Raw genomic sequence first — 22020 nt, forward strand, 5'->3', positions numbered from 1 at the left:
ATTAAAAAATCCCAAAACCAGAAACTTCCAAACAGGGTCAGTTTCAGTGGTCGGGGAAATTACAGAACGAATGTTGCACTACCAATCGCTGCTTGGCGAGTCTCCCGTCTGTCCGGGTTCTGTCACGCTGTGGCTTGGCAAGGTTGCGCTGACTTCAATGGGGGCAGTACGCACCACCGACCCGAGCGGACGGACGCGCTGGACGCGCAATGCGACCGGGCGCTGAAAGTGGGTCGCTTCGGTAGGCCGGCTATAGTGGTGCCGATAACCTTGTCCTGTGGGGTCGAGTTCACACAATAATTTCAATAATTCTTGAAGAGGTCGTCAAAATGACGGTGTTTCAGTCCTTTCGTCGCACACTCTTCTCGCCTCAGGTTGACCTCGAAAACATCCAGAATTGGCGCAATCACGTCCTGTCCATCATCCTGTTTGTCGCCGTGGTCCTGGGCTCTTTCGTCGCTGTGCCAAGCGTTCTCGTTGCGTTGAGCGAGAGACTCTGGTCTGTCGTTTTGATTGATGCCATCGCGCTCGCTTCGGTCGTTACCCTCTGGCGCCGACGCTCCCTTTCCTTTCTGATTAGGGCTTGGAGTCTTTGTGGCCTCCTGTACCTGCTAGGCCTCTCGTTTTTGTTCGCGGTGGGCGTGCCCAGTCTGATCTATCTGATGGCATTTGGTGTGATGAGCGCGGTGCTGCTTGGGCTCAGGCCCGCTTTGATTTCACTCGCCCTGAATGCCGCGACGCTGCTGGGCGTCGGCTATATGGTCGATGCTGATCTCCACATCGTCGGTTTTGAAGAACAACCGCTGTTGAAGTGGATCGTCATCACACTGAATTTCACCTTTGTCAATGCGATGATCACCATGTCGATCGCGGTGCTGCTACACGGAATGGAGAAGTCCCTTGAAAGAAAGCGTGACAGCGAGGAACTCTACCGCGCCACTTTCGAGAAAGCGTCGATCGGCGTGGCGCGGCTCGATCTGAACGGCCGATGGCTGCAGGTCAACCACAAACTGTGTGAAATCACGGGGTACAGCGAGAATGAAATGCTCGCACTGACCTATGAGAACATCACACATCCTGAAGATGTCAGAGCCGAAGTTGAAGGAACTGGCGCATTGATCCTGGGAGAGATTGAAAGCCTGGAAAGAGAGAAACGCTATCTCAGGAAAGGTGGAAAATCCGTCTGGGTTCATTTGCGCACGTCCCTTGTGCGCGCTGCCTCGGGTGAACCGAGGTATCTTGTCGCTGCAACTACCGACATCACTGAACGCAAGATGGCAGAGGAACGGATCAACGAACTGGCCTACTTTGACCAGCTGACCGGCCTGCCCAACCGCACACTGCTGCTGGATCGTTTGAAGCAGACCATGGCCGCCAGTTCGCGTGACGGCAGTTATGGTGCGCTGCTGTTCATTGATCTCGATAATTTCAAAACGCTCAACGACACCCTCGGCCATGACATGGGCGACCGGCTATTGAAGCAGGTGGCACGACGTCTAACCGCATGTGTTCGGGAGGGAGATAGCGTGGCACGGCTGGGAGGCGATGAATTCGTGCTGATGCTGGCCAGTTTGAGCAGGAGCGACGAAGAGGCCGCCGTCAGTACCGAGACAGTCGCCGACAAGATCCTCGCGACGCTCAACGAGACCTACCAGCTCGGCCATGTCGCTCACCACAGCACACCGAGTATCGGTGTGACCCTGTTCAAGGGTCAGCAGGTTGCGATCGATGAGTTGATGAAGCAGGCCGATCTCGCGATGTACCGGGCCAAGGCCGCGGGTCGCAACGCGGTTCGTTTCTTTGATCCGGCGATGGAAGCCGCCGTGATGGTGCGTGCTGCGCTGGAGCAGGATCTGCGCCAAGCCATTGAGGAGAAACAGTTCGTGCTGCACTACCAGGCTCAGGTGGTTGGCGATGGCCGGGTAACGGGTGCCGAAGTCCTGCTGCGCTGGCAGCATCCCCAACGCGGCATGGTGTCGCCGGCCGAATTCATTCCTTCGGCCGAAGAAACCGGGTTGATCCTGCCCTTGGGTCATTGGGTTCTGCAAACCGCCTGCACCCAACTGGCCCTATGGGCCAGCCGACCAGAGATGGCGCACCTCACGGTGGCCGTGAATGTCAGCGCCCATCAGTTCCGACAAGCCGACTTCGTGGCGCAGGTGCTGGCCGTACTCAAGAGCACTGGCGCCGATCCCGGGCGACTCAAGCTCGAGCTGACCGAGAGCCTGCTGGTCTCGAATGTGGAAGACGTGATCGAGAAGATGTTTGCGCTGAAGGCGACGGGCGTGGGCTTCTCGCTGGACGACTTCGGCACCGGATTTTCCTCGCTGTCTTATCTGAAGCGCCTGCCGCTCGACCAACTCAAGATTGACCAGTCTTTTGTGCGCGACGTGCTCAGTGATCCCAACGATGCCGCCATTGCCAAAACTGTCATTGCGCTAGGCCAGAGCCTGGGTTTAGGCGTCATCGCTGAGGGGGTGGAAACGTCAGCGCAACGCGACTTCCTCTCCGATGCAGGCTGCCATGCCTATCAAGGTTATTTCTTCAGCCGACCGTTGCCACTTGCGGGCTTTGAGCAGCTGGCGCAGCGGGTTTGACACCTGTCGGAAGGAGGGAAGCCAGCCGCTTGTTCGGTGAAGGTTCGGGGAGGAGCAGGCACTGGCCAACGTCAAGTACTCTGCCCACCGCCGCTCAATTATTCCGTTGTGAATGACAGAAAATCAGTGTTGAAATGACGTGACCGGATGAGTGCTACATCTTTTTTGGGCCAGCAGCGTGGCAAAGCCTGTTTGTCCCGCAATTTCCACAGTTTGTCCACAGCTTTTAAAGGGCTTGTGCCCAGCTTTTCATTCGACCTTGGCCTGGTGCTGGCGTAGTATCGACGGCTCTAAGGAAAACCCCACCCCCATGTCTGCTGTACTTTCTGCTGTGCCTTTTGACTACGGTCAAGACGCCCAAGTCGCGCAATTGCGCATTCCCCCGCACTCCATCGAAGCCGAGTCCAGCGTTCTGGGCGGGCTGCTGCTCGACAACGCAGCCTGGGACCGCGTCAATGACCTGCTGACCGAGCGGGATTTTTACCGTTACGAGCACCGCATGGTGTTCACGGCGCTGGGCGCCTTGATCAACGCAACCAAGCCGGCCGACGTGATCACGGTGTTCGAGCAATTGCAAAACCAGGGCAAGGCCGAAGAAATCGGCGGCCTGGCTTACCTCAACTCGCTGGCCCAGTATGTGCCCAGCGCCGGCAACATCCGCCGCTACGCCGAGATCGTGCGGGAGCGCTCGATTCTGCGCAAGCTGGTGGCCGCCAGCGACGAAATCTCCACCAACGCCTTTAACCCCAAAGGTCGGGCCGTGGCCGCGATTCTGGACGAGGCCGAGCAAAAGATTTTCAACATTGGTGAAGAGGGCGCACGCACCCGCCAGGGTTTTCAGGCCATGGACTCGCTGGTGGTGGCGCTCTTGGACCGGGTGCAGGAGATGGCCGACAACCCCAACGATGTCACCGGGGTGCCGACCGGCTTTTATGACCTGGACCGCATGACGGCCGGTTTCCAGGCGGGCGATCTGGTGGTGCTGGCGGCGCGGCCGTCCATGGGCAAGACGGCGCTGGCCATCAACATTGCCGAGCATGTGGCGCTCAACGAAGGCTTGCCGGTGGCGGTGTTCTCGATGGAAATGGGCGCCGCGCAGTTGGCGGTGCGTATCGTGGGCTCGATCGGTCGTATCAACCAGAGCCACTTGCGCACCGGCAAGCTGACCGACGAAGAATGGCCGCGTTTGACCGAGGCGATCGAGAAGCTGCGCACCATTTCGCTGCACATTGACGAAACGGCGGGCTTGACCTCCAGCGAACTGCGGGCCAACGCACGGCGCTTGTCGCGCCAATGCGGCAAGCTCGGCCTGATCGTGGTCGACTATTTGCAACTGATGAGTGGCTCCAACAGCGACGGCGAAAACCGCGCCACCGAGCTGGGCGAGATTTCACGTGGCCTGAAAATGCTGGCCAAAGAGTTGCAATGTCCGGTGATTGCCTTGTCACAGCTCAACCGCAGCGTCGAAACGCGGCCCGACAAACGCCCGATGATGAGTGACTTGCGCGAGTCTGGTGCCATTGAGCAGGACGCCGACATCATCATGTTCATCTACCGGGATGAGTACTACACCAAGGACGCCTGCAAAGAGCCGGGCGTGGCCGAGATCATCATTGCCAAGCAGCGTAACGGCCCCACCGGTGTGGTCAAGCTGGCGTTCCTCAACACCATCACCAAGTTTGAGTCGCTGGCTTCCGGCGGCAGTGGCGATTTTTAAGTCCACTTGGCCTCTAAAGAGCTCCATGAATCAGCCCGCAGCACTGGCGTCTCGTTCCCGCTGGCAACGCTGGATCTGGTTAGTCTGCGGCGCCATCTTCTTGGCCATCGGTGTCATCGGCATCGTGTTGCCCGTGTTGCCGACCACCCCGTTTGTTCTGTTGGCGGCGTATTGCATTTCCCGGGGCAGCGCGCGTTATGAGCAGTGGCTGTTGAGGCATCATCGCTTTGGCCCGATGGTGCGAGACTGGCGCGCCAACCGCGCCGTGCCCTTGCGTGCCAAGCAGTTTGCCTCGGTCATGATGATCCTGAGTTCGGTGCTGGCGTGGTGGATGTTGCCTGCGAATGTGCGCTGGATCCCCGCGGTTTGCTGCGCGGCAGTGGCGGCGTGGTTGTGGAGTCTGCCGATGCCGCGCTGGCGTGGTGCACCACCGGTTGACGATTAATACCATCCATCCACCATCCAAATGGATGGTGTTAAGATGGCGGCATGAATCAAAACACCGCACCCGTTCCGGTCAAGCCCAAGCTGGCGGACTCGGAGAAGATCACCATCAATCTCGGATTTGTCGACTTGGGGCACGTTGACCTGATGGTTGCCGAGGGTTTTTACAGCAACCGGACCGACTTCATCCGCACCGCCATCCGCAATCAGCTCGGGACCCACTCGGAAGCCGTGCGGCAGGTGGTGGCGCGCAAGATGCTCGTGCTGGGTCTGCAGCATTTCAGCTCGGACGACTTGCGCGCGCTGCAGGCGGCCAGGCAGACGCTGCAGATTCGCGTCCTCGGCCTGGTGACGATTGCGCCTGACGTGACGCCTGAACTGGCCCTGGCCACCATCGACTCGCTGGAAGTTCTGGGCGCACTGCAAGCCAGCCCGACAGTGAAGGCCGCGCTGGCGAATCGTCGGCGCTGATCTTCCCCGTGAAACCCTCTGAATTCCAGCCCAAGAAAGTTTGTATGAACAAGACCCTGCAAGAACTCATGCGCACCGCCACACGATTGACGCCATCGGGCCGCCTGAATGAAGCGACCCAGGCCATCCAAAGCGCGTTGCGTGGCACGGCCGCCGCGAGCGCTGCGCCCGGCCCCGTCAACCCGTGGGCGGATGCCAACTCTTACCTGCTTCCCGGCGCCGCGATGCAGATGCCGTCGCCATGGGCGCTGGATGGCCGTGCATCCAAGGTGGACGCGCGCAAACCGGGCGCTCGCGATCCCGGCGCCGGCCAGTTCATCAGCGGCACGCACACCCATGCGGCGTTGACGAGCCACTTCAAGCTCTATCTACCGCCGGGTCATGCCGGCAAAGCACTGCCGCTGGTGGTGATGCTGCATGGCTGCACCCAGGACCCGGACGACTTCGCCGCGGGCACCGCCATGAATGAGCGTGCCCGCGAACAGGGCTTCTTCGTGCTGTACCCGCAGCAGTCCCCAGACGTCAACCCGTCACGCTGCTGGAATTGGTTTGATCACAAACACCAAGAGCGCGGCCGGGGTGAACCGGCCCTGATCGCCAGCCTGACGCAGGCGGTGATCAAACAGCATGGCATGGATGCGAGTCGCGTCTATATCGCCGGTTTGTCGGCCGGTGGCGCGATGGCCGTCATCGTCGCTGCGGCCTACCCGGAGCTGTTTGCGGCCGTCGGCGTTCACTCCGGCTTGCCCAGCGGCGCCGCAAGCAATGTGGCGGAAGCGCTCATGGTGATGAAGAGCGGCCAGGTTGGCATCGTCGAGCGGGCCAGGGGCGGCCGTGCCGACGCGCCAACCAAAGCGCTGCTGCAGCCGCAGATACCAACCATCGTCTTTCACGGCGACCAGGACCAGACCGTGCATCCGCGCAATGGCGAGCAGGTGATTGCGGCTGCGTTGGGCGCCGCCGCCGGTGCGGATGACTCGCACGCGCGCCCGTCAGGCCAGGCGAGGGTGGAGCAGGGGGTCTCGGCCCGGGGGCGGCGCTACACGCGCTCCACCCAGCATGGCGACCAAGGCCAGGCCTTGACCGAGCACTGGCTCGTGCATGGAGCCGGGCACGCATGGTCGGGTGGCCACGCCAGCGGTTCGTACACCGATGCGAGCGGACCCGATGCCACGCTGGAAATGCTGCGTTTCTTTTTTGACCATCCCAAGACGCGTGGCTATTTTTAAGGCAAATTGGCCATTAGCCCGCGTACCGTAAGCCTGTGTAGCTATCGAAATAGTTTTAGACTGGCATGCCTTCGTGATGAGAATTAAGTTTCAAAGCCGTCGTTAATTCGAACAATTTGAACGATGTCGTCAAAATGAGGTGATGTCAGCGGCCTCCGATGCGCCCAAAATCAAGGTCATTCAAGGAGTTTTGCTATGTTGACAGTTCGCAAATCGCAGGAACGCGGCCATGCCGACCACGGCTGGCTCAAGTCCTTTCACAGTTTCTCTTTTGCCGGTTATTACGATCCGCAGCACATGGGCTGGGGCAATCTGCGCGTGATCAATGAAGACTGGATCGCGGCCGGCAAGGGCTTTGGCACCCATGGCCATCGCGACATGGAGATCGTCACCTACGTGCTCAGCGGCTCGCTGGCGCACCAGGACAGCATGGGCAACATCAAGGCGATCCCGCCCGGCGATGTGCAGCGCATGAGCGCCGGCACCGGCGTGCAGCACAGCGAGTTCAACCATGCGCCCGATGCCACCACGCATTTGCTGCAAATCTGGATTGAGCCCAATGTCACGGGCATCCAACCCAGCTACGAGCAGAAGACCTTTCTTGATGCCGAAAAGCAGGGACAGTTGCGCCTGGTCGCGTCGCCCGACGGTGCCCAGGGCTCGGTCCTGATTCATGCCGATGCGCGCCTGTACGCTGGGCTGTTCGACGCAGACCAAATAGCCCAACTCACGCTGGCTCCCAGCCGAAAGAGCTATGTGCACCTGGTGCGCGGCGAACTCGACGTCAATGGCGAACGGCTGACGACCGGTGACGCAGCGCTGCTGGCTGACGAAACTCAACTCACGCTGGCGCACGGCAAGGACGCTGAAGTGCTGGTGTTTGACCTGTCGTTCTGATCAACCTCTTATTCACCCTCAGGGGCCTGCGCCGCAGGCCTTCTTTTAGTTCATCAAGGAGATTTCAAATGTCAAAAGTAGCCGTCGTTTTTCACTCGGGTTATGGTCACACCCTGCGCATGGCGCAAGCCGTGGCAGAGGGCGCGGGCGCCGAGTTGGTCGCCATTGACGCCGAAGGCAACCTGACGGAGGCCCAGTGGGCCACGCTCAGTGCCGCTGACGCCATCATCATGGGCTCGCCCACCTACATGGGCAGCGTGAGCTGGCAGTTCAAGAAGTTTGCTGACGCATCGAGCAAGCCCTGGTACAGCCAGGTCTGGAAAGACAAGATCTTTGCCGGTTTCACCAACAGCGCCACCATCAATGGCGACAAGCACTCAACGCTGCATTACTTGTTTACCCTGGCGATGCAGCACAGCGGCATCTGGGTGGGTACCGGCATGCTGCCGAGCAATGCCAAGGCGGCGCAGCGCAACGACATCAACTACCTGGGTTCGTCGGCCGGTGCCATGGCTCAGTCGCCGTCTGACGCATCGCCCGCCGAAATGCTGCAAGGCGACCTCGACACGGCCAAACTGTTTGGCAAGCGCGTGGCTGAGGTGACGGTGAAGTTCAAGGCCTGAGGCGAACCGGCCGTGTCGCCGCTGCGTGCGGTGACAGCGGCATGGCCGTTCGCGGTTTGCCAGGATATATAAGGCATTTTGGCCTCTAGCCCCCGTGCTGCTTGCGTATATAGCTATATTAGTTATAGCGAATTGAGCGCATGCTCGGGTTTAGCGGACCAGACGATCAACTCGATTTTTCGCTTGCCCGGTGCTGCGATGTGTTTCAGCAGCAGCCGGTAGGTGTCCAGGTCAAATGCCAGCGTGCTGCGGCTGCCCAGGGCGTCCGCCAGTTCGGCCGCGTCATGCACGGTGGCCAGGTGGCACCACTGCTCAAAGATGTGAATGTCCGTGCGCCCGCTGCGGGCGTTGTATTCACGCAGCCCGATCTTCCCGGCATAGGGCCAGACCTGCAGCTTTTGCTGTGCCAGCGCAAGTTGCAGCCGAAGGTGGTGCCGCTGCGGCGTCTCTTCGCCACAGCAGACGCCCTGGCAGCGCCCAATCTGGTGGGCAAAACAGCGGCCCTGGCCGGACTCCAGGCCGAGCGCCTGCAGGCAAAGGCCCTGGCTATCCGCGAGTTCGCGCAGACTTCTGATGGCCTGATTCTTGGAGCGGTAGACGCCGTACATCTGCCCAAATTCCTGTGGCTGCAAGGCCTCACTGCGCACCAGGGTCAGCAGCGGCCGGGCCAAGGGGTTGTCGGCCAAGCGCCACGCGCACAGCGTGCTCTCGCGGCGCAGTTGGCGGTTGTAGACCGGTTGTTTTTCCTTTACCAGCCGGGCCTCGAGCAGCAGCGCACCGAGCTCACCGGCGGTCTCCCGCCACTCGACGCGCCGAATCTCCTGGGCCATGCGCATCTCGCGCGGCGCCCGGCTCGCGGCCTGAAAGTGCGCCACGACCCGGCTGCGCAGCTTGATGCTCTTGCCGATGTACAGGGGCAGCGGCCCTTCACCAAAAAAAATGTAGACCCCGGCAGTTTCCGGGATGTCAGCCACCGGGGTTTCGAGTTGCGATGGCAGCGTGGCGCTGCTTTGCAACAGCGCCAGTGCCTGCTGCTGCAGCAACGCCGCGCCGTGTTCCTGCCGGGCAATCTGCAGCCAGGCCTGCATCACCTCGACATCGCCCATGGCGCGGTGCCGCTCTAGCGTGCTGATGCCATGGCGCTGCATGAGAGCGTCCAGGCCGTGGCCCTTGTGCTGCGGGTACAAGAGGCGCGACAGGCGCACCGTGCACAGGGTCTTGACGCGCAGCGCCACCTCCAGGCGGGACAGTTCATTGAGCAAAAAGCCGTGGTCAAAACGCACGTTGTGCGCCACCAGGACCGCGCCGTCAAGCAGTTCCAGCAAGCGCGCGGCCACCGCCTCAAAGCCGGGGGCGCTGCGCACCATGGCGTTGCTGATGCCCGTCAGGCGCTGGATGAACGGAGCGATCGAGCAGCCCGGGTTGACCAGCGTGCTCCAGCGCGCCACTTCCTGCCCGTTTTCAAAGCGCACGGCGGCAATCTCGGTGATGCGGTCGTGCACCGGGTTGCCGCCGGTGGTTTCCAGGTCAAGTAAAACGTAGCAGGGCAGCATGGCGCAACAAAGAGCAGGTCGAGCGCAGGATCAAAAGGAATCAGTACGAGGGCAGGTGGCAGCTGGGCATCAGCAAAACATCAACGCCAGCCAGGCCGGGTCGTCGAGCACATTGAGCAGCACAAAGCCACCCACGCGGTAGAACCAGAACTCGGCGAGCGTCTGTAACTCATGCGATATCAAGGATGTGAATTCCAAAGTGGCCTTTGCTTCGGTCGGCAAAGTAGTGTTCCAGCGTTTCCTTGACGGTTCTGAAGGCGATCTCGTCCCAGGGGATTTCATCTTCGGCAAACAGCCGCGCTTCGATGGTCTCGAAACCGGGGTCGAACACGTCACTGAGCAGGCGCGCCAGGTAGAACACATGGACCTGCCCGACGCGGGGCACGTTCAGCAGCGAGAAAAAGCCTTCCAGGGCAAACAGCGCGCCAGATTCTTCCAGCGTTTCCCGCGCCGCACCTTCGGCGACGGTCTCGTTCATCTCCATGAATCCGGCAGGAAGCGTCCATTTGCCAAAGCGCGGTTCGATATTGCGCTTGCACAGCAACACCTTGTCGCCCCAATAGGGCACGGTGCCCACCACGTTGAGGGGGTTCTCGTAGTGAATGGTGTGGCAGGCCGGGCAGACCGCGCGGTCTTTAGTGTCGCCATCGTCCGGCACCCGGTAGACCACGGCGGTGCCACAGTTTTTGCAGTGTTTGATGGGCGCGCGCAGCATGAAGACAGTGTAATTTGAAAAATCAGGTCTTCTTTGGCTTGGCTTTGGCGGGCGCAGTGGCCGGTGCAGCTGCGGCTGCCACCTTGCTGTGTTTGGCAATCAGACTGCGTGCCGTGCTGAGCAACTGAGGGCCATCAAAGCCGCGCTTGTTCATGTCTTGCACCCATTCCACCTCAAGCATCGCCGCCTTGCGCTTGAATTCCTGCGCATCCGCTTGCGGGATGGTGTAAATCGTATTGCGGCGTGCGAGCGCGGCCTGCCGACCGGCGGTGTCTCCAGCTTGTTGCACCCGGCCCAGCCAGCCCGAGGTCTGCAAACCTGAATTGTTGTCGATGATGTTTCTCAAATCAGGTGGCAGTGCCTGGTAGCTGGCCTTGTTCATCGCCAGCACAAAGGTGGCGGTGTAGAGCGCGCCACCGGCAGGGTCAAACTCGCTGTGGAAGCGGGTGAGTTCATGCACCTTGACCGACGGCACCACTTCCCAGGGCAGCGCGGCGCCGTCGATGGTGCCTTTGGACAGCGCGTCAGGAATGGCCGGCAGCGGCATGCCTACCGGTATGGCGCCCAGATAGCCAAGCATCTTGGTGACCTGGCGGGTCGGGCCGCGCATTTTCAGGCCCTTGAGGTCGGCGACCGTCTTGATTTGTTTGTCTTTGGTGTGGAAGACGCCAGGGCCATGCACCTGTAGCGCCAGCACCTGCGTGTCTTTGAACTCATCTGCCGCCATGGTCTGCATGTATTCCCAGCAGGCGCGTGAAGTGGCTTCGGCATTGCTCATCATGAAGGGCAGTTCGAACACCTCGATCCGGGGGAAGCGGCCCGCCGTGTAGCCCGGAATCGTCCAGATGATGTCCGCCACGCCGTCTTTGGCCTGGTCGTACAGTTGCGCCGGGCTGCCGCCGAGTTGCATGGCCGGGTAGGCCTCAAACTGGATGCGGCCGCCTGATTCCTGGCTGACCTTGTCCATCCAGACCTTGTGCATGTTCAGCCAGACGTTGGACTGCGGCGCCATGAAGGTGTGAAACTTGAGCGTGACGGTGGTGGCAGCTTGGTTGAGCGTGGGCGCTGTCAGCGCCAGGGCGGCGCTGGTCTTGAGCAGGGTGCGTCTTTGCATGATGGCGAATTGAAGGTGTCAGGTGATGAATTTGACCAGCCACAGCGACAGGCCCGGGCAGAACAAGAGCAGGAGTGTACGCAACACATCGCTGACCAAAAATGGCAGCACGCCGCGGTAGCTCTCGGCAATCGGCACCCCGGGGGCCAGGCTGTTGACGACGTACACATTGAGCCCCACCGGCGGCGCCAGCAGGCCAAAGCCGACCGTCATCAGCACCATGATGCCAAACCAGATGCCGACCGACTCGGGCGGCATGCCAAAGTCAAGCCCGATCACCAGCGGGAAGAAGATGGGAATGGTGAGCAGCAACATTGACAACTCGTCCATCACCGCGCCCAGCACCACATAAAACAGCAAGATGCTTGATACCACCCACAAGGGCGACAAGCCCCAGTCTTGCACCACGGCGGCCAACTGGTTCGGCATTTGGGTCAGTGCCAGCGCCGAGTTCATCAAGTCCGCGCCCAGAAAGACCAGGAAGATCATGGCCGAGCCTTGCGCCGTGGCGTAAAAGCAGTGCGTGAGCTTCTTCAGGCTGAGCTCGCCCTTGAGCAGCGCCACCCCCAAGGTGGCTGTCGCCCCCACGGCCGCGCCTTCGGTCGGCGTGAACCAGCCACCGTAAATGCCGCCAAACACGGTTGCAAAGACCAGCGCAATCGGCACGACACCGCGCAGGGCCTGCGCCGCGAGGGGGTGGCCGCCCGCGTCGCTGCGTTCGTGTTGGCTTGCGGTCTTGCCCGGCGCGTGGCCCGGCACTAGGCGCACATAGACGGCAATGGCGAGCATGTAACCCAGCATGGCGATAAGGCCCGGGACAAAGGCGGCCGCAAACAGCTTGGAAATGTTCTGCTCGGCCAAAATGGCATAGATCACCAGCGGCACCGAGGGCGGTATCAAGATGCCCAGCGTGCCCCCGGCGGCCAGCGTGCCGGTGGCCAGGCGACCGGAATAGCCGTGGCGCGTCAGCTCAGGCAGCGCCACCGATGTGATAGTGGCCGCCGTGGCCACCGACGAGCCACAAATGGCGCCAAACGCCGCACTGGCCAGCACCGTCGCCATCGCCAGCCCTCCGTGGAAGCGCGACATCACGGCACTGGCAAAGCCAAACAGCGCCTTGGAGATGCCGCCCTGGGTGGCGAAGTGACCCATCAAAATGAACAGGGGAATGACCGACAGCTCGTAGTTGGCGAAGCGGACAAAGGCCAGGCTGTTGAGAAAGCTACTGAACGGTCCCCAGCCCGCCTGCATGACATAGCCAAGCCCACCGGCGGCAAACATGGCCACCGCAATGGGCACGCGCAGCGCCATCAGGGCGAGCATCAGGGCAATGATCATCAGGCTGAGCAGCAGCGGACTCACACATTCCCCCGAAAATGCATGACGCCAGCGCCTAAGCCCTGCACCAGGGCAATCAATGCGGTCAAAGCCAGCGGTGGCACCATGCTGGCGTACACCAGCCATTCGGGAAAGTCCAGCAGCATGGTGCCGGAATTCGACTGCAAGGCGTTAAGGGCGCCCACGCCGGTGCGCCAGGTCAGCAGCGCCATCACCCCGGCCAGCAGCAGCGCGCCGAACCGGTCCAGCTTGAGCGTGGTTCTGACACTGGCTTTGGCGGTGAAAAAGTCGACCGCGATGTTGCCGCGCTGCCATTGGCACCAGGGCAGAAACAGCGCAATGGCTGCGCCGCTGGCGACGCCCGTCAGTTCAAAGTCACCTGCCAAGCTCAAGCCGAGCGTGTTGCGCCCGATCAGACTGGCGCAGGTCAGCAGCGCGATGGCGGTCAGAAGGCTGCCGCCCAGAATGGCACACAACCTGGCCAGCGATGCAAGAAGGCGCAAACGGTGTTCCGCGCGGTCGCAGTGCTATTCGACGGTGAGCGAGATGGTGCCCAGGCCGGTGACGCCGCCCTGGAGCGTGTCTCCCGCCACCACGGCACCGACGCCTTCGGGCGTGCCGGTGTAGATCAGGTCGCCGGGTTGCAGCGTCCAGGCGCTTGACAGTTGCTCAATGACCTCGGCGATGTTCCAGATCAGTTTGGAGACCTGGCTGCGTTGGCGGTCCTGCCCGTTGACCTGCAGATAGATTTCAGCCTGGGCGATGTCGCCCGCCGCCGCTGCCGGGGTAATCGGTCCAATCGGGGCCGAGTCGTCAAAGCCCTTGCCGATGCACCAGGGACGGCCCTGTTTTTTCATCTCGTTTTGCAGGTCGCGCCGCGTCATGTCCAGGCCCACGGCGTAGCCAAAGATGTGCTGCGCAGCGTCCGCCGCCTTGATATTCTTGCCGCCGGTGCCAATCGCCACCACCAGTTCGATTTCGTGGTGCAGGTTGTGGGTCAGGCTGGGGTAGGGCAGGCGCGGGGTTTCGCCCGGGTTGACCACCAGCACCGCGTCGGCCGGTTTCATGAAGAAGAAAGGCGCCTCGCGTCCGGTATGGCCCATCTCTTTGGCGTGATCTTCGTAGTTGCGGCCGACGCAATAAATGCGGTGCACGGGAAAGCGCGCGGTGCTGCCCACGACTGGGACGGAGGCGATGGGGGCGGGATCAAAAACGTAAGGCATGGCGTTTTATCTTTCTGTCAGGAAGTCATCAGATTCAGGCCGATTTGGCCACTAAGTCAAAGTGCTCAACGTTCGGTGCGCCCGCAAAGAACGGCCCGACAATCGCGCGCCACTCGGCAAAGGCTGGCGACTGGCGAAAGCCCACCGTGTGGTCTTCCAGCGTGTCCCAGAAAATCTGGAGAACGTAGCGCTCGGGGTTTTCAATGCCCTTATTGACCTTGTAGCCCTGAAACCCCTTGGCCTCATGGATGACGGTTTTCAAACCCCGCTGGATGGCTTCTTCAAAAGCGGCGTTCTGACCAGGGTGAATGCGAATGTCGGCGAGTTCGAGGATCATGAAAGTCTCCGTTGTTGTGTTCGGTTTTGACAGGTCTTGAGTCTAACTTCACCAATCGGCGGTGCGCCGCCACTTGGTCAAGTGCGTGTCTTTTCGGGCCTGGCCCTCTTGCTGGCGATCTCCAATGGCAAAGTCCTGCCGACCGGTCAACGCCCCTTGAGGACCGTTGTGTGCTTACGCTATCGAAAAAAGCCGGCAATCAGCACCGCCACTGAAAGCCGCATAATGCAGCGGCCAAGTGGTTTGTCCAACACGGGGAAACGGCAGTGGCCGCAGTTCTTATGGAAATAGTGGACACCACTCAGGGGCGTGTCACCAGCAAGAATAAATGTGGCGATTGAAGGGCTTGGTAATTACAAGGACGCAAGCATGGGTAAGGCACAGGCTGCATTAGAGGCAGCGAATGAGGCGTGGGGGCTGACGCAGGATGCGCTGAGACACGGAGCGGCGGACCGGGATGCCTCAGCGATATTGGGGGATGCGGACAAGGCACTGATCGCGTCACAGAAGGCGGCGCTGACAGCATTGACAGCGTCGCAGGTAACGGAACAGGCGGTACTGACAGCCTCACAGGCACCGGAACAGGCGACACAGGTGATGGCACCGCAAGTGCTGACAGTGCAACAGGCAACGGCACAGTCAGCGCTGATCGTGGCGCAGGAAACAGCATTGTTGGCAGAGGCGGCGGCACAGACTGTGGCAGACGCTGCGGCACTGGCTCTGCAAATAGCTGCCCAGGCAGCCGCACAGGCGGTGGCGCAGAAAGCAGCACAGGCAGCGGCCCAAGAAGCGGCGCAGACGGCCGCAGAGGCGGCGCTGGTCGCGGCACAGGCGGTGGCACTGGCTGAGAAGGCGATAAACGCGAATTGAGGAAGTTTCTCGCGCGTCATTGGCTAACGTAGCTGAGAAACCGCACTAAGCAACTGAGTTCACCCGATTTGCAGAGGCTTCGCGTGGTCTGCCTGCGGAGCCGCGACCGGGCCTGCGGTATGCTGCACCCCCATGCAAACCCAAAACTTTATTCCAGGCAAAGATGCCTCACTCGAATCCACCATCAACACCCTGCAAACCAAGCTGCAAGCGCTTGGTTTTCACATTGAGGAGCGCTCCTGGTTGAACCCGGTGGACGGCATCTGGTCAGTGCATATTCGCGACCGCGATTGCCCGCTCATGTTCACCAACGGCAAAGGCGCCACCCGGCTGGCTTGCCTGGCCAGTGCCCTGGGCGAGTTTTTTGAACGTCTCTCGACCAATTATTTCTGGACCCACTATTACCTGGGCCCTGACGTGGCTGACCGGGCCTATGTGCATTACCCGCAAGAGCGCTGGTTTGCCCCTCCTGAGGACGGCAGTTGGCCGACCGAGCTGCTCAATGCTGATTTGCACCAGTTTTACAACCCGGAAGGCGCTATTGAAGCCAGCAGCCTGGTCGAGTTCAACTCGGGCAACTTTGATCGCGGTATTTGCGCGATTCCCTATGTGCGCCAGCGCGATGGCGCGGTGACCTACTTCCCGGTGAACGTGATCGGCAATCTGTACGTCAGCAACGGCATGTCGGCCGGTAACACCCAGGCTGAGGCGCGCACGCAGGCCCTGTCGGAAATTTTCGAGCGTCACATCAAGGGACGCATCATCAGCGAAGGCATTTGTCTGCCCGATGTGCCCGAGGCCGTGGTTGCCCGTTACCCGCGCATTGCGGCTGGTATTGCAGCCCTGCGCGCCGCCGGTTTTGGCATTTTGGTGAAAGACGCCTCGCTGGGCGGCCAGTACCCGGTGATGAACGTGACGCTGTTGCACCCCGAAGACCAAGGTTGCTTTGCCAGCTTTGGCGCGCATCCACGCTTTGAAATTGCGTTGGAACGGGCGCTGACCGAGTTGCTGCAGGGCCGCGCGCTCGATTCTCTGGCGGGCTTTCCGGCGCCGGGCTTTGACTTGGAAGAAGTGGCCAGCTCCACCAACATCGAAATTCATTTCGTCGATTCCAGCGGTGTCATTCACTGGAAGTTCCTGGGCGATGTGCCCGACTACGCGTTTGTGGACTGGAACTTCAGCAACACCACGGCCGAGGATTACGCCTGGGCGGTGGATCGCATCCACAAGGACAAGGGCGAGATCTACATCGCCGACTTCACCCACCTGGGCGTCTATGCCTGCCGCATTCTGGTGCCGGGCATGTCCGAGATCTACCCCGTGGATGACCTGGCGTTTGAGAACAACAGCGTGGCCAACAGCATCCGTGAAGCGATTTTGAACCTGCCGGATCTCGATGATGAAGAGTGCTCCGACCTGCTCGATACGCTTAACGAATCGGCGCTGGCCGATCAGCGCCCGGTGGCCGGGGTGATTGGCCTGGCCGCCGATGCGGGCTCGTTCTGGAGCGACTTGCGCATGGGTGAACTCAAAACCCTACTGGCCTTGGCCATTGGCGACGAAGCGGCCACGCTGGAGGGCTGCGACTGGATCAAGAACTTCGGTCAGATCAATCCGCAGCGGCGCGCGGTTTACGCCTGCATTGAGAGCATCATCAATCTGGCCGAGATGGGCGACAGTGGACCGTATCTGGATGCCTTGCGCCAGTTGTACGGTGCCGGGGCCGTGGCGCAGGCACACGCGCTGATCATGCAAACCGACCGCTTCATGGGGCTGAGTGCGCCGGGGTTGGCACTGGAGGGCTGTGAAATGCACCACAAGTTGTTGGCGGCCTATGACAAGGTGCGCACGGCCCATGTCTGATGTCAGCAGGACGCCGCCGCGCGCTGTAGAAAGTTCGAGTCAAGCGTGAGTTTTAATCCTGACTGGCTGGTGCCCCGTTGGCCCGCCCCAGGCAATGTGCGTGCGATGTGCACCACGCGCTCGGGTGGCCAGTCGGTGGCACCGTATGACGCGTTCAATCTGGGCGATCACGTCGGCGACGACCCGGCCGCAGTTCGGGCCAATCGCCTCAAACTGGCACAGGCGCTGGGCGCGCGGCCGGTGTTCTTGTCGCAGGTGCATGGCGCGCAGGTCGAACAGGTTTCGGTAGATACCGCACATGGTACGTCGGCCGACGCTTGCATCACTGCGCAGCCCGGCGTGGCCTGCACCATCATGGTGGCCGATTGCCTGCCGGTGCTCCTGACCAATGCCCAGGGCAGTCTGGTGGCGGCGGCGCATGCCGGTTGGCGCGGCTTGGCCGGGCAGGGTGGGCGCGGCATTATGGAGCAGGTTATAGAGTCTTTTAGGGCTCTAGCCCCCGTGGATAATGCTCAAGAAGCTATTGAAATAATAGCATGGTTGGGGCCTTGCATTGGACCAAAGGCGTTTGAGGTCGGCGATGAGGTGCGTCATGCATTTGGGGCGCAGGACAGAGCAGCGCGCGCAATGTTCAGACCGCATGGCGACGGCAAATGGCTGGCGGATTTGCAGGGCCTGGCCCGTTTGCGGCTGCGGGCGCTCGGAGTCACCGAGATTTACGGCAACGACGGCACCAGCCCATGGTGCACGGTCAGCCAAACGTCAAGGTTCTTTTCGCACCGGCGTGATCGGGTCAGTGGCCGCATGGCCGCCTGCATCTGGCTTGACTGACGCCGGGCTGTCCGCCGCGTTGACCAACGCTGCGGCCTCTCTGGCTTTGATGGCGCGGCGTCGGGACGGTGCGCCCATCAGGTAAATCACCAGGGCCACTGGCACCAGTCCATACAGCACGAAGGTGATGATCGCTCCCAGCAGCGTGCCCTTTGAATGCGTGGCTTCTGCCACCGCCATCATGAGCGCAACATACAACCAGGCAAGGGGCACGATGTACATAAATGAGTCAGTTACTATCGGTTTGAAGAATGTCAGGTTGCAGACGGGTCAGCCCAGGATACTAGAGTGCTTATTAAAGCGCGAACATTAAAGAGGACATCACATGACGCAGGATATCCCTGAAATTCTGGCGCAATCGGCCCAGCAATTTCAACAGACTTTGGGTGAGGGGTGGCGTGACGCCTTCCAGTCGTTCCAAAACATGGATTTGGGCCAGGCAGCCAAGGGCTTGATTCCCCCAGACAGCCCGCCACCCAACATCAGTTTTGCACCCGAGAAGTTGCAGCAACTGCAACAGCAATACATTCAGGAGGCGACCAGCCTGTGGGGCCAAAGCATGCAGGGCACGACACAGCCCAGGGATCGGCGCTTTGCCGACAAGGCGTGGGAAAGCAATCCGATGGCAGCCTTCTCGGCAGCCGCCTACCTGCTCAACACCCGCACCCTGATGGGCCTGGCCGACGCCGTGCAGGCCGATACCAAGACCCGCGCCCGCATCCGCTTCGCCGTCGAACAGTTGACCGCCGCGGCCGCGCCGAGCAACTTTTTGGCCTTCAATGCCGAGGCGCAGCAAAAGGCGATCGAGACCCAGGGCGAGAGCATTGCCAAAGGCGTGACCAACCTGATTCACGACCTGCGCCAGGGCCATGTCTCGATGACCGATGAGAGCATTTTTGAAGTCGGTAAAAACGTCGCAACCACCGAGGGCGCCGTGGTGTTCGAAAACGACTTGTTCCAGTTGATCGAGTACAAGCCGCTGACCGGCAAGGTGTATGAAAAGCCCTTTTTGCTGGTGCCGCCCTGCATCAACAAGTTTTATATCCTGGACCTGCAACCGGACAACTCGCTGATCCGCTACGCCGTGACGCAGGGCAACCGAACCTTTGTCGTGAGCTGGCGCAACCCGGACGCCTCGCTGGCGCACAAAACCTGGGACGACTACATTGAAGACGCGCTGATCAAAGCCATCACCATCACGCAAGACATCACCGGGGCCAAGAGCATCAATGCCTTGGGCTTTTGTGTTGGCGGCACCATGCTGGGCACGGCACTGGCCGTGCTGGCTGCACGCGGGCAGAAACCTGTGGCCAGCGCTACCTTTCTCACCTCCTTCCTGGATTTCACCGATACCGGCATTCTGGATGTCTTCATCGACGAGGCCTTTGTCAGCTACCGGGAGCAGGAGATGGGAAAGGGCGGCCTGATGAAGGGCAAAGACCTGTCCAGCACCTTCAGCTTCTTGCGCCCCAATGACTTGGTGTGGAACTACGTGGTGGGCAACTACCTCAAGGGCGAAACCCCGCCGCCCTTTGACCTCTTGTACTGGAACAGTGATTCCACCAACCTGCCGGGCCCGTATTACACCTGGTACCTGCGCAACACCTACCTGGAAAACAAGCTGGTCAAGCCCGGTGCGGCTGTTGTCTGCGGTGAAAAAGTCGATCTGCGCTTGGTCGACATGCCGGTCTACATCTATGGCTCGCGCGAGGACCACATCGTGCCGATCGGCGGCGCCTACGCATCGACCCAGGTGCTGCCGGGTAAGAAACGCTTTGTGATGGGGGCCTCGGGTCACATCGCGGGCGTGATCAACCCACCAAACAAGAACAAGCGCAGCCACTGGCTGCGCGAAGACGGCAAGTTCCCCAAGACCCAGCCCGATTGGCTGGCAGGCGCCACCGAGCTTGCGGGCAGTTGGTGGACGGATTGGTCCCAGTGGTTGGTGAGCCATGCGGGCAAACAGATTCCCGCGCCCAAGACCTATGGCAAAGGCAAATACAAGGCCATCGAAGCCGCCCCGGGGCGCTACGTCAAGGCCAAGGCATAATTTTTCCCGTTTTAGCAAGCACTTTTCACACTTCAGGAGACAAATATGGAAGAGATCGTGATCGTTTCAGCCGCCCGTACCGCTGTGGGCAAATTTGGTGGCAGCCTGGCGAAAACGCCTGCGCCCGAGCTCGGTGCGGCCGTCATCAAGGCCCTGCTGGCCCGTACCGGGTTGGGCGTCGACCAGATCGGTGAAGTCATCATGGGCCAGGTGCTGGCGGCCGGTTCGGGTCAAAACCCGGCGCGTCAGTCGCTGATCAAGAGCGGTATCGCCAAGGAAACCCCGGCGCTGACCATCAACGCTGTGTGCGGCTCGGGCCTGAAAGCGGTGATGCTGGCGGCGCAGTCCATTGCCTATGGCGACAGCGAGATCGTGATTGCCGGTGGCCAGGAAAACATGAGCGCCTCGCCGCATGTATTGATGGGTTCACGCGACGGCCAGCGCATGGGCGACTGGAAGATGATCGACTCCATGATCGTCGACGGCCTGTGGGATGTATACAACCAATACCACATGGGCATCACGGCCGAGAACGTCAACAAGCACTACGGCATCACGCGCGACATGCAGGACGCGCTGGCGCTGGCCAGCCAGCAAAAGGCTGCCGCGGCGCAAGACGCGGGCAAGTTCAAGGACGAGATCGTGCCCTTCAGCCTCGCCCAGAAGAAGGGTGACCCGATCGTGTTTTCAGCCGATGAATTCATCAACCGCAAGACCAATGCCGAGGTGTTGGCCGGTTTGCGCCCCGCTTTTGACAAGGCCGGCAGCGTGACGGCCGGCAATGCGTCGGGCATCAACGACGGCGCTGCTGCCGTGATGGTGATGACGGCCAAAAAAGCCGCCGCCCTGGGTCTCACGCCGATGGGGCGCATCGCCAGCTTCGCCACCAGCGGCCTGGACCCGGCACTGATGGGCATGGGCCCGGTGTCGGCTTCGCGCAAAGCACTGGCGCGCGCGGGCTGGAACGCCGCTGACCTTGACCTGCTCGAAATCAACGAAGCTTTTGCGGCGCAAGCCTGCGCCGTCAACCAGGAAATGGGTTGGGACACGTCCAAAATCAACGTCAACGGTGGCGCCATTGCCATTGGCCACCCGGTGGGCGCGTCCGGCTGCCGCATTTTGGTCACCTTGCTGCACGAAATGCAGCGCCGCGACGCCAGGAAAGGCCTGGCTTCTCTGTGCATTGGCGGCGGCATGGGCGTGGCTCTGACGATCGAGCGTTAACGGCCAGCGGGCGCTGCTGTGGTTTCTGTCCCCATCGGCGCTTGCGTTGGTGTTTTCCGCAATGCGGTGGACGGGATTATTCGCTATAGTATTTCGTGCTGGTACCAGTCGGTTTGTTCAATTGAAGGAGAAAAAACATGAGTCAAAAAGTAGCTTACGTCACGGGTGGGATGGGGGGCATCGGTACCGCCATTTGCCAGCGTTTGAACAAGGAAGGTTTCAAGGTCATCGCAGGCTGCGGTCCGACCCGTGACCATGCCAAATGGCTGGCCGAGCAGCAGGCAGCAGGCTTCACGTTTTATGCCTCGGTCGGCAACGTCGGCAATTGGGATTCCACCGTGGAAGCCTTTGCCAAGACCAAGGCCGAGCACGGCAGCATTGATTTGTTGGTGAACAATGCGGGCATCACGCGCGATCGCATGTTCATCAAGATGACAGTTGAAGAGTGGGACGCGGTGATTGAAACCAACCTGAACTCCATGTTCAATGTCACCAAACAGGTAGTGGCCGACATGGTTGAAAAGGGCTGGGGCCGCATCATCAATATTTCTTCAGTCAATGGCGCCAAGGGTCAGGCGGGCCAGACCAACTACTCTGCGGCAAAGGCGGGTATGCACGGCTTCACCATGGCTTTGGCGCAAGAATTGGCTACCAAAGGCGTCACCGTCAATACCGTGAGCCCGGGCTACATTGGCACTGACATGGTCAACGCGATTCGTCAGGACGTGCTCGACAAGATCATCGCCACGGTGCCGGTCAAGCGTCTGGGCCAGCCCAGCGAGATTGCTTCCATCATTGCGTGGATTGCCTCGGACGATGGTGGTTATTCCACTGGCGCCGACTTCTCGGTGAACGGTGGCCTGCACATGGGTTAAGCCGTCAAGGCTCAGCCGTTCGCCTTTTCACCCCAAGCGCACTGGTGCG

At 60.8% G+C, this 22020-nt stretch carries 23 protein-coding genes; 14 read left to right on the forward strand and 9 right to left on the reverse strand.

The window, feature by feature from the left end:
* The 8 genes from GZ093_RS09880 to GZ093_RS09915 form a co-directional block, all read left to right on the forward strand.
* Positions 1 to 226, forward strand: a 226-nt coding sequence (locus GZ093_RS09880) for a hypothetical protein (protein WP_296485425.1), incomplete at its 5' end; no start/stop codon positions are given.
* A gap of 103 nt (positions 227 to 329) precedes the next feature.
* Positions 330 to 2597 carry an EAL domain-containing protein gene (locus GZ093_RS09885; protein WP_363260547.1) on the forward strand — a complete coding sequence of 756 codons (2268 nt, stop codon included), beginning with the start codon at positions 330 to 332 and terminating at the stop codon, positions 2595 to 2597.
* Between the two features lie 310 nt (positions 2598 to 2907).
* On the forward strand, positions 2908 to 4314 hold the full coding sequence (gene dnaB, locus GZ093_RS09890; RefSeq protein ID WP_296485426.1) for a replicative DNA helicase: 1407 nt from the start codon (positions 2908 to 2910) through the stop codon (positions 4312 to 4314).
* Positions 4315 to 4339: 25 nt separating this feature from the next.
* On the forward strand, positions 4340 to 4759 hold the full coding sequence (locus GZ093_RS09895; protein ID WP_296485427.1) for a YbaN family protein: 420 nt from the start codon (positions 4340 to 4342) through the stop codon (positions 4757 to 4759).
* A 44-nt stretch (positions 4760 to 4803) separates the two neighbouring features.
* Positions 4804 to 5229, forward strand: a complete 426-nt coding sequence (locus GZ093_RS09900; protein ID WP_296485429.1) for a CopG family transcriptional regulator — start codon at positions 4804 to 4806, stop codon at positions 5227 to 5229.
* A gap of 44 nt (positions 5230 to 5273) precedes the next feature.
* Positions 5274 to 6458, forward strand: coding sequence for a PHB depolymerase family esterase (locus GZ093_RS09905; protein WP_296485431.1), 1185 nt, complete (start codon positions 5274 to 5276; stop codon positions 6456 to 6458).
* A 195-nt stretch (positions 6459 to 6653) separates the two neighbouring features.
* Entirely contained in the window at positions 6654 to 7355 is a 702-nt protein-coding gene (locus GZ093_RS09910; RefSeq protein ID WP_296485433.1) for a pirin family protein, read from the forward strand.
* A 68-nt stretch (positions 7356 to 7423) separates the two neighbouring features.
* Positions 7424 to 7978: a flavodoxin family protein gene (locus GZ093_RS09915; RefSeq protein WP_296485435.1), complete on the forward strand. Its 555-nt coding sequence runs from the start codon at positions 7424 to 7426 to the stop codon at positions 7976 to 7978.
* Between the two features lie 122 nt (positions 7979 to 8100).
* On the opposite strand, the gene GZ093_RS09920 is transcribed toward GZ093_RS09915, so the two are convergent.
* The 8 genes from GZ093_RS09920 to GZ093_RS09955 all read right to left on the reverse strand — a co-directional run bounded on the left by GZ093_RS09920 (position 8101) and on the right by GZ093_RS09955 (position 14258).
* Positions 8101 to 9531 carry an exonuclease domain-containing protein gene (locus GZ093_RS09920; protein ID WP_296485437.1) on the reverse strand — a complete coding sequence of 477 codons (1431 nt, stop codon included), beginning with the start codon at positions 9529 to 9531 and terminating at the stop codon, positions 8101 to 8103.
* A 69-nt stretch (positions 9532 to 9600) separates the two neighbouring features.
* Positions 9601 to 9729, reverse strand: a complete 129-nt coding sequence (locus tag GZ093_RS09925) for a hypothetical protein (RefSeq protein WP_296485438.1) — start codon at positions 9727 to 9729, stop codon at positions 9601 to 9603.
* The gene (locus tag GZ093_RS09930; RefSeq protein ID WP_296485440.1) at positions 9701 to 10246 is read right to left on the reverse strand and encodes an NUDIX hydrolase; all 546 of its coding nucleotides are present in this window, start codon (positions 10244 to 10246) and stop codon (positions 9701 to 9703) included. Before GZ093_RS09930 ends, GZ093_RS09925 begins: the two co-directional genes overlap by 29 nt.
* Positions 10247 to 10268: 22 nt before the next feature.
* Complete coding sequence (locus tag GZ093_RS09935) at positions 10269 to 11360, reverse strand: TRAP transporter substrate-binding protein (protein WP_363260551.1); 1092 nt, start codon at positions 11358 to 11360, stop codon at positions 10269 to 10271.
* Positions 11361 to 11378: 18 nt separating this feature from the next.
* On the reverse strand, positions 11379 to 12722 hold the full coding sequence (locus GZ093_RS09940; RefSeq protein ID WP_296485442.1) for a TRAP transporter large permease: 1344 nt from the start codon (positions 12720 to 12722) through the stop codon (positions 11379 to 11381).
* Positions 12719 to 13201: a TRAP transporter small permease gene (locus GZ093_RS09945; protein WP_296485445.1), complete on the reverse strand. Its 483-nt coding sequence runs from the start codon at positions 13199 to 13201 to the stop codon at positions 12719 to 12721. Before GZ093_RS09945 ends, GZ093_RS09940 begins: the two co-directional genes overlap by 4 nt.
* 24 nt (positions 13202 to 13225) lie before the next feature.
* Positions 13226 to 13921 carry a fumarylacetoacetate hydrolase family protein gene (locus tag GZ093_RS09950; protein ID WP_296485448.1) on the reverse strand — a complete coding sequence of 232 codons (696 nt, stop codon included), beginning with the start codon at positions 13919 to 13921 and terminating at the stop codon, positions 13226 to 13228.
* Positions 13922 to 13955: 34 nt separating this feature from the next.
* A complete protein-coding gene (locus GZ093_RS09955; protein ID WP_296485450.1) occupies positions 13956 to 14258 on the reverse strand; it encodes an antibiotic biosynthesis monooxygenase in 303 nt (100 codons plus the stop codon).
* A gap of 369 nt (positions 14259 to 14627) precedes the next feature.
* On the opposite strand from GZ093_RS09955, the gene GZ093_RS09960 reads away from it, so the two are divergent.
* The 3 genes from GZ093_RS09960 to pgeF all read left to right on the forward strand — a co-directional run bounded on the left by GZ093_RS09960 (position 14628) and on the right by pgeF (position 17822).
* On the forward strand, positions 14628 to 15128 hold the full coding sequence (locus GZ093_RS09960; RefSeq protein ID WP_296485451.1) for a hypothetical protein: 501 nt from the start codon (positions 14628 to 14630) through the stop codon (positions 15126 to 15128).
* Between the two features lie 132 nt (positions 15129 to 15260).
* Positions 15261 to 16991 carry a 30S ribosomal protein S12 methylthiotransferase accessory factor YcaO gene (ycaO, locus tag GZ093_RS09965; protein ID WP_296485455.1) on the forward strand — a complete coding sequence of 577 codons (1731 nt, stop codon included), beginning with the start codon at positions 15261 to 15263 and terminating at the stop codon, positions 16989 to 16991.
* Between the two features lie 105 nt (positions 16992 to 17096).
* Positions 17097 to 17822 carry a peptidoglycan editing factor PgeF gene (gene pgeF / locus GZ093_RS09970; protein ID WP_296485496.1) on the forward strand — a complete coding sequence of 242 codons (726 nt, stop codon included), beginning with the start codon at positions 17097 to 17099 and terminating at the stop codon, positions 17820 to 17822.
* Here pgeF and GZ093_RS09975 read toward each other — a convergent pair.
* Complete coding sequence (locus tag GZ093_RS09975; RefSeq protein ID WP_296485457.1) at positions 17754 to 18044, reverse strand: hypothetical protein; 291 nt, start codon at positions 18042 to 18044, stop codon at positions 17754 to 17756. The two genes, pgeF and GZ093_RS09975, sit on opposite strands and share 69 nt — an antisense overlap.
* A gap of 103 nt (positions 18045 to 18147) precedes the next feature.
* Between GZ093_RS09975 and phaC the strand changes: the two genes are divergently transcribed.
* From phaC to phbB, 3 genes are all read left to right on the forward strand, one after another.
* On the forward strand, positions 18148 to 19872 hold the full coding sequence (gene phaC, locus GZ093_RS09980) for a class I poly(R)-hydroxyalkanoic acid synthase (protein ID WP_296485459.1): 1725 nt from the start codon (positions 18148 to 18150) through the stop codon (positions 19870 to 19872).
* Between the two features lie 45 nt (positions 19873 to 19917).
* Entirely contained in the window at positions 19918 to 21096 is a 1179-nt protein-coding gene (locus tag GZ093_RS09985; RefSeq protein ID WP_296485461.1) for an acetyl-CoA C-acetyltransferase, read from the forward strand.
* Between the two features lie 137 nt (positions 21097 to 21233).
* On the forward strand, positions 21234 to 21971 hold the full coding sequence (phbB, locus tag GZ093_RS09990) for an acetoacetyl-CoA reductase (protein ID WP_296485463.1): 738 nt from the start codon (positions 21234 to 21236) through the stop codon (positions 21969 to 21971).
* Positions 21972 to 22020: the final 49 nt, after the last annotated feature.

It is taken from the genome of Rhodoferax sp. (genome assembly GCF_010365055.1).
Lineage (GTDB): Bacteria > Pseudomonadota > Gammaproteobacteria > Burkholderiales > Burkholderiaceae_C > Rhodoferax.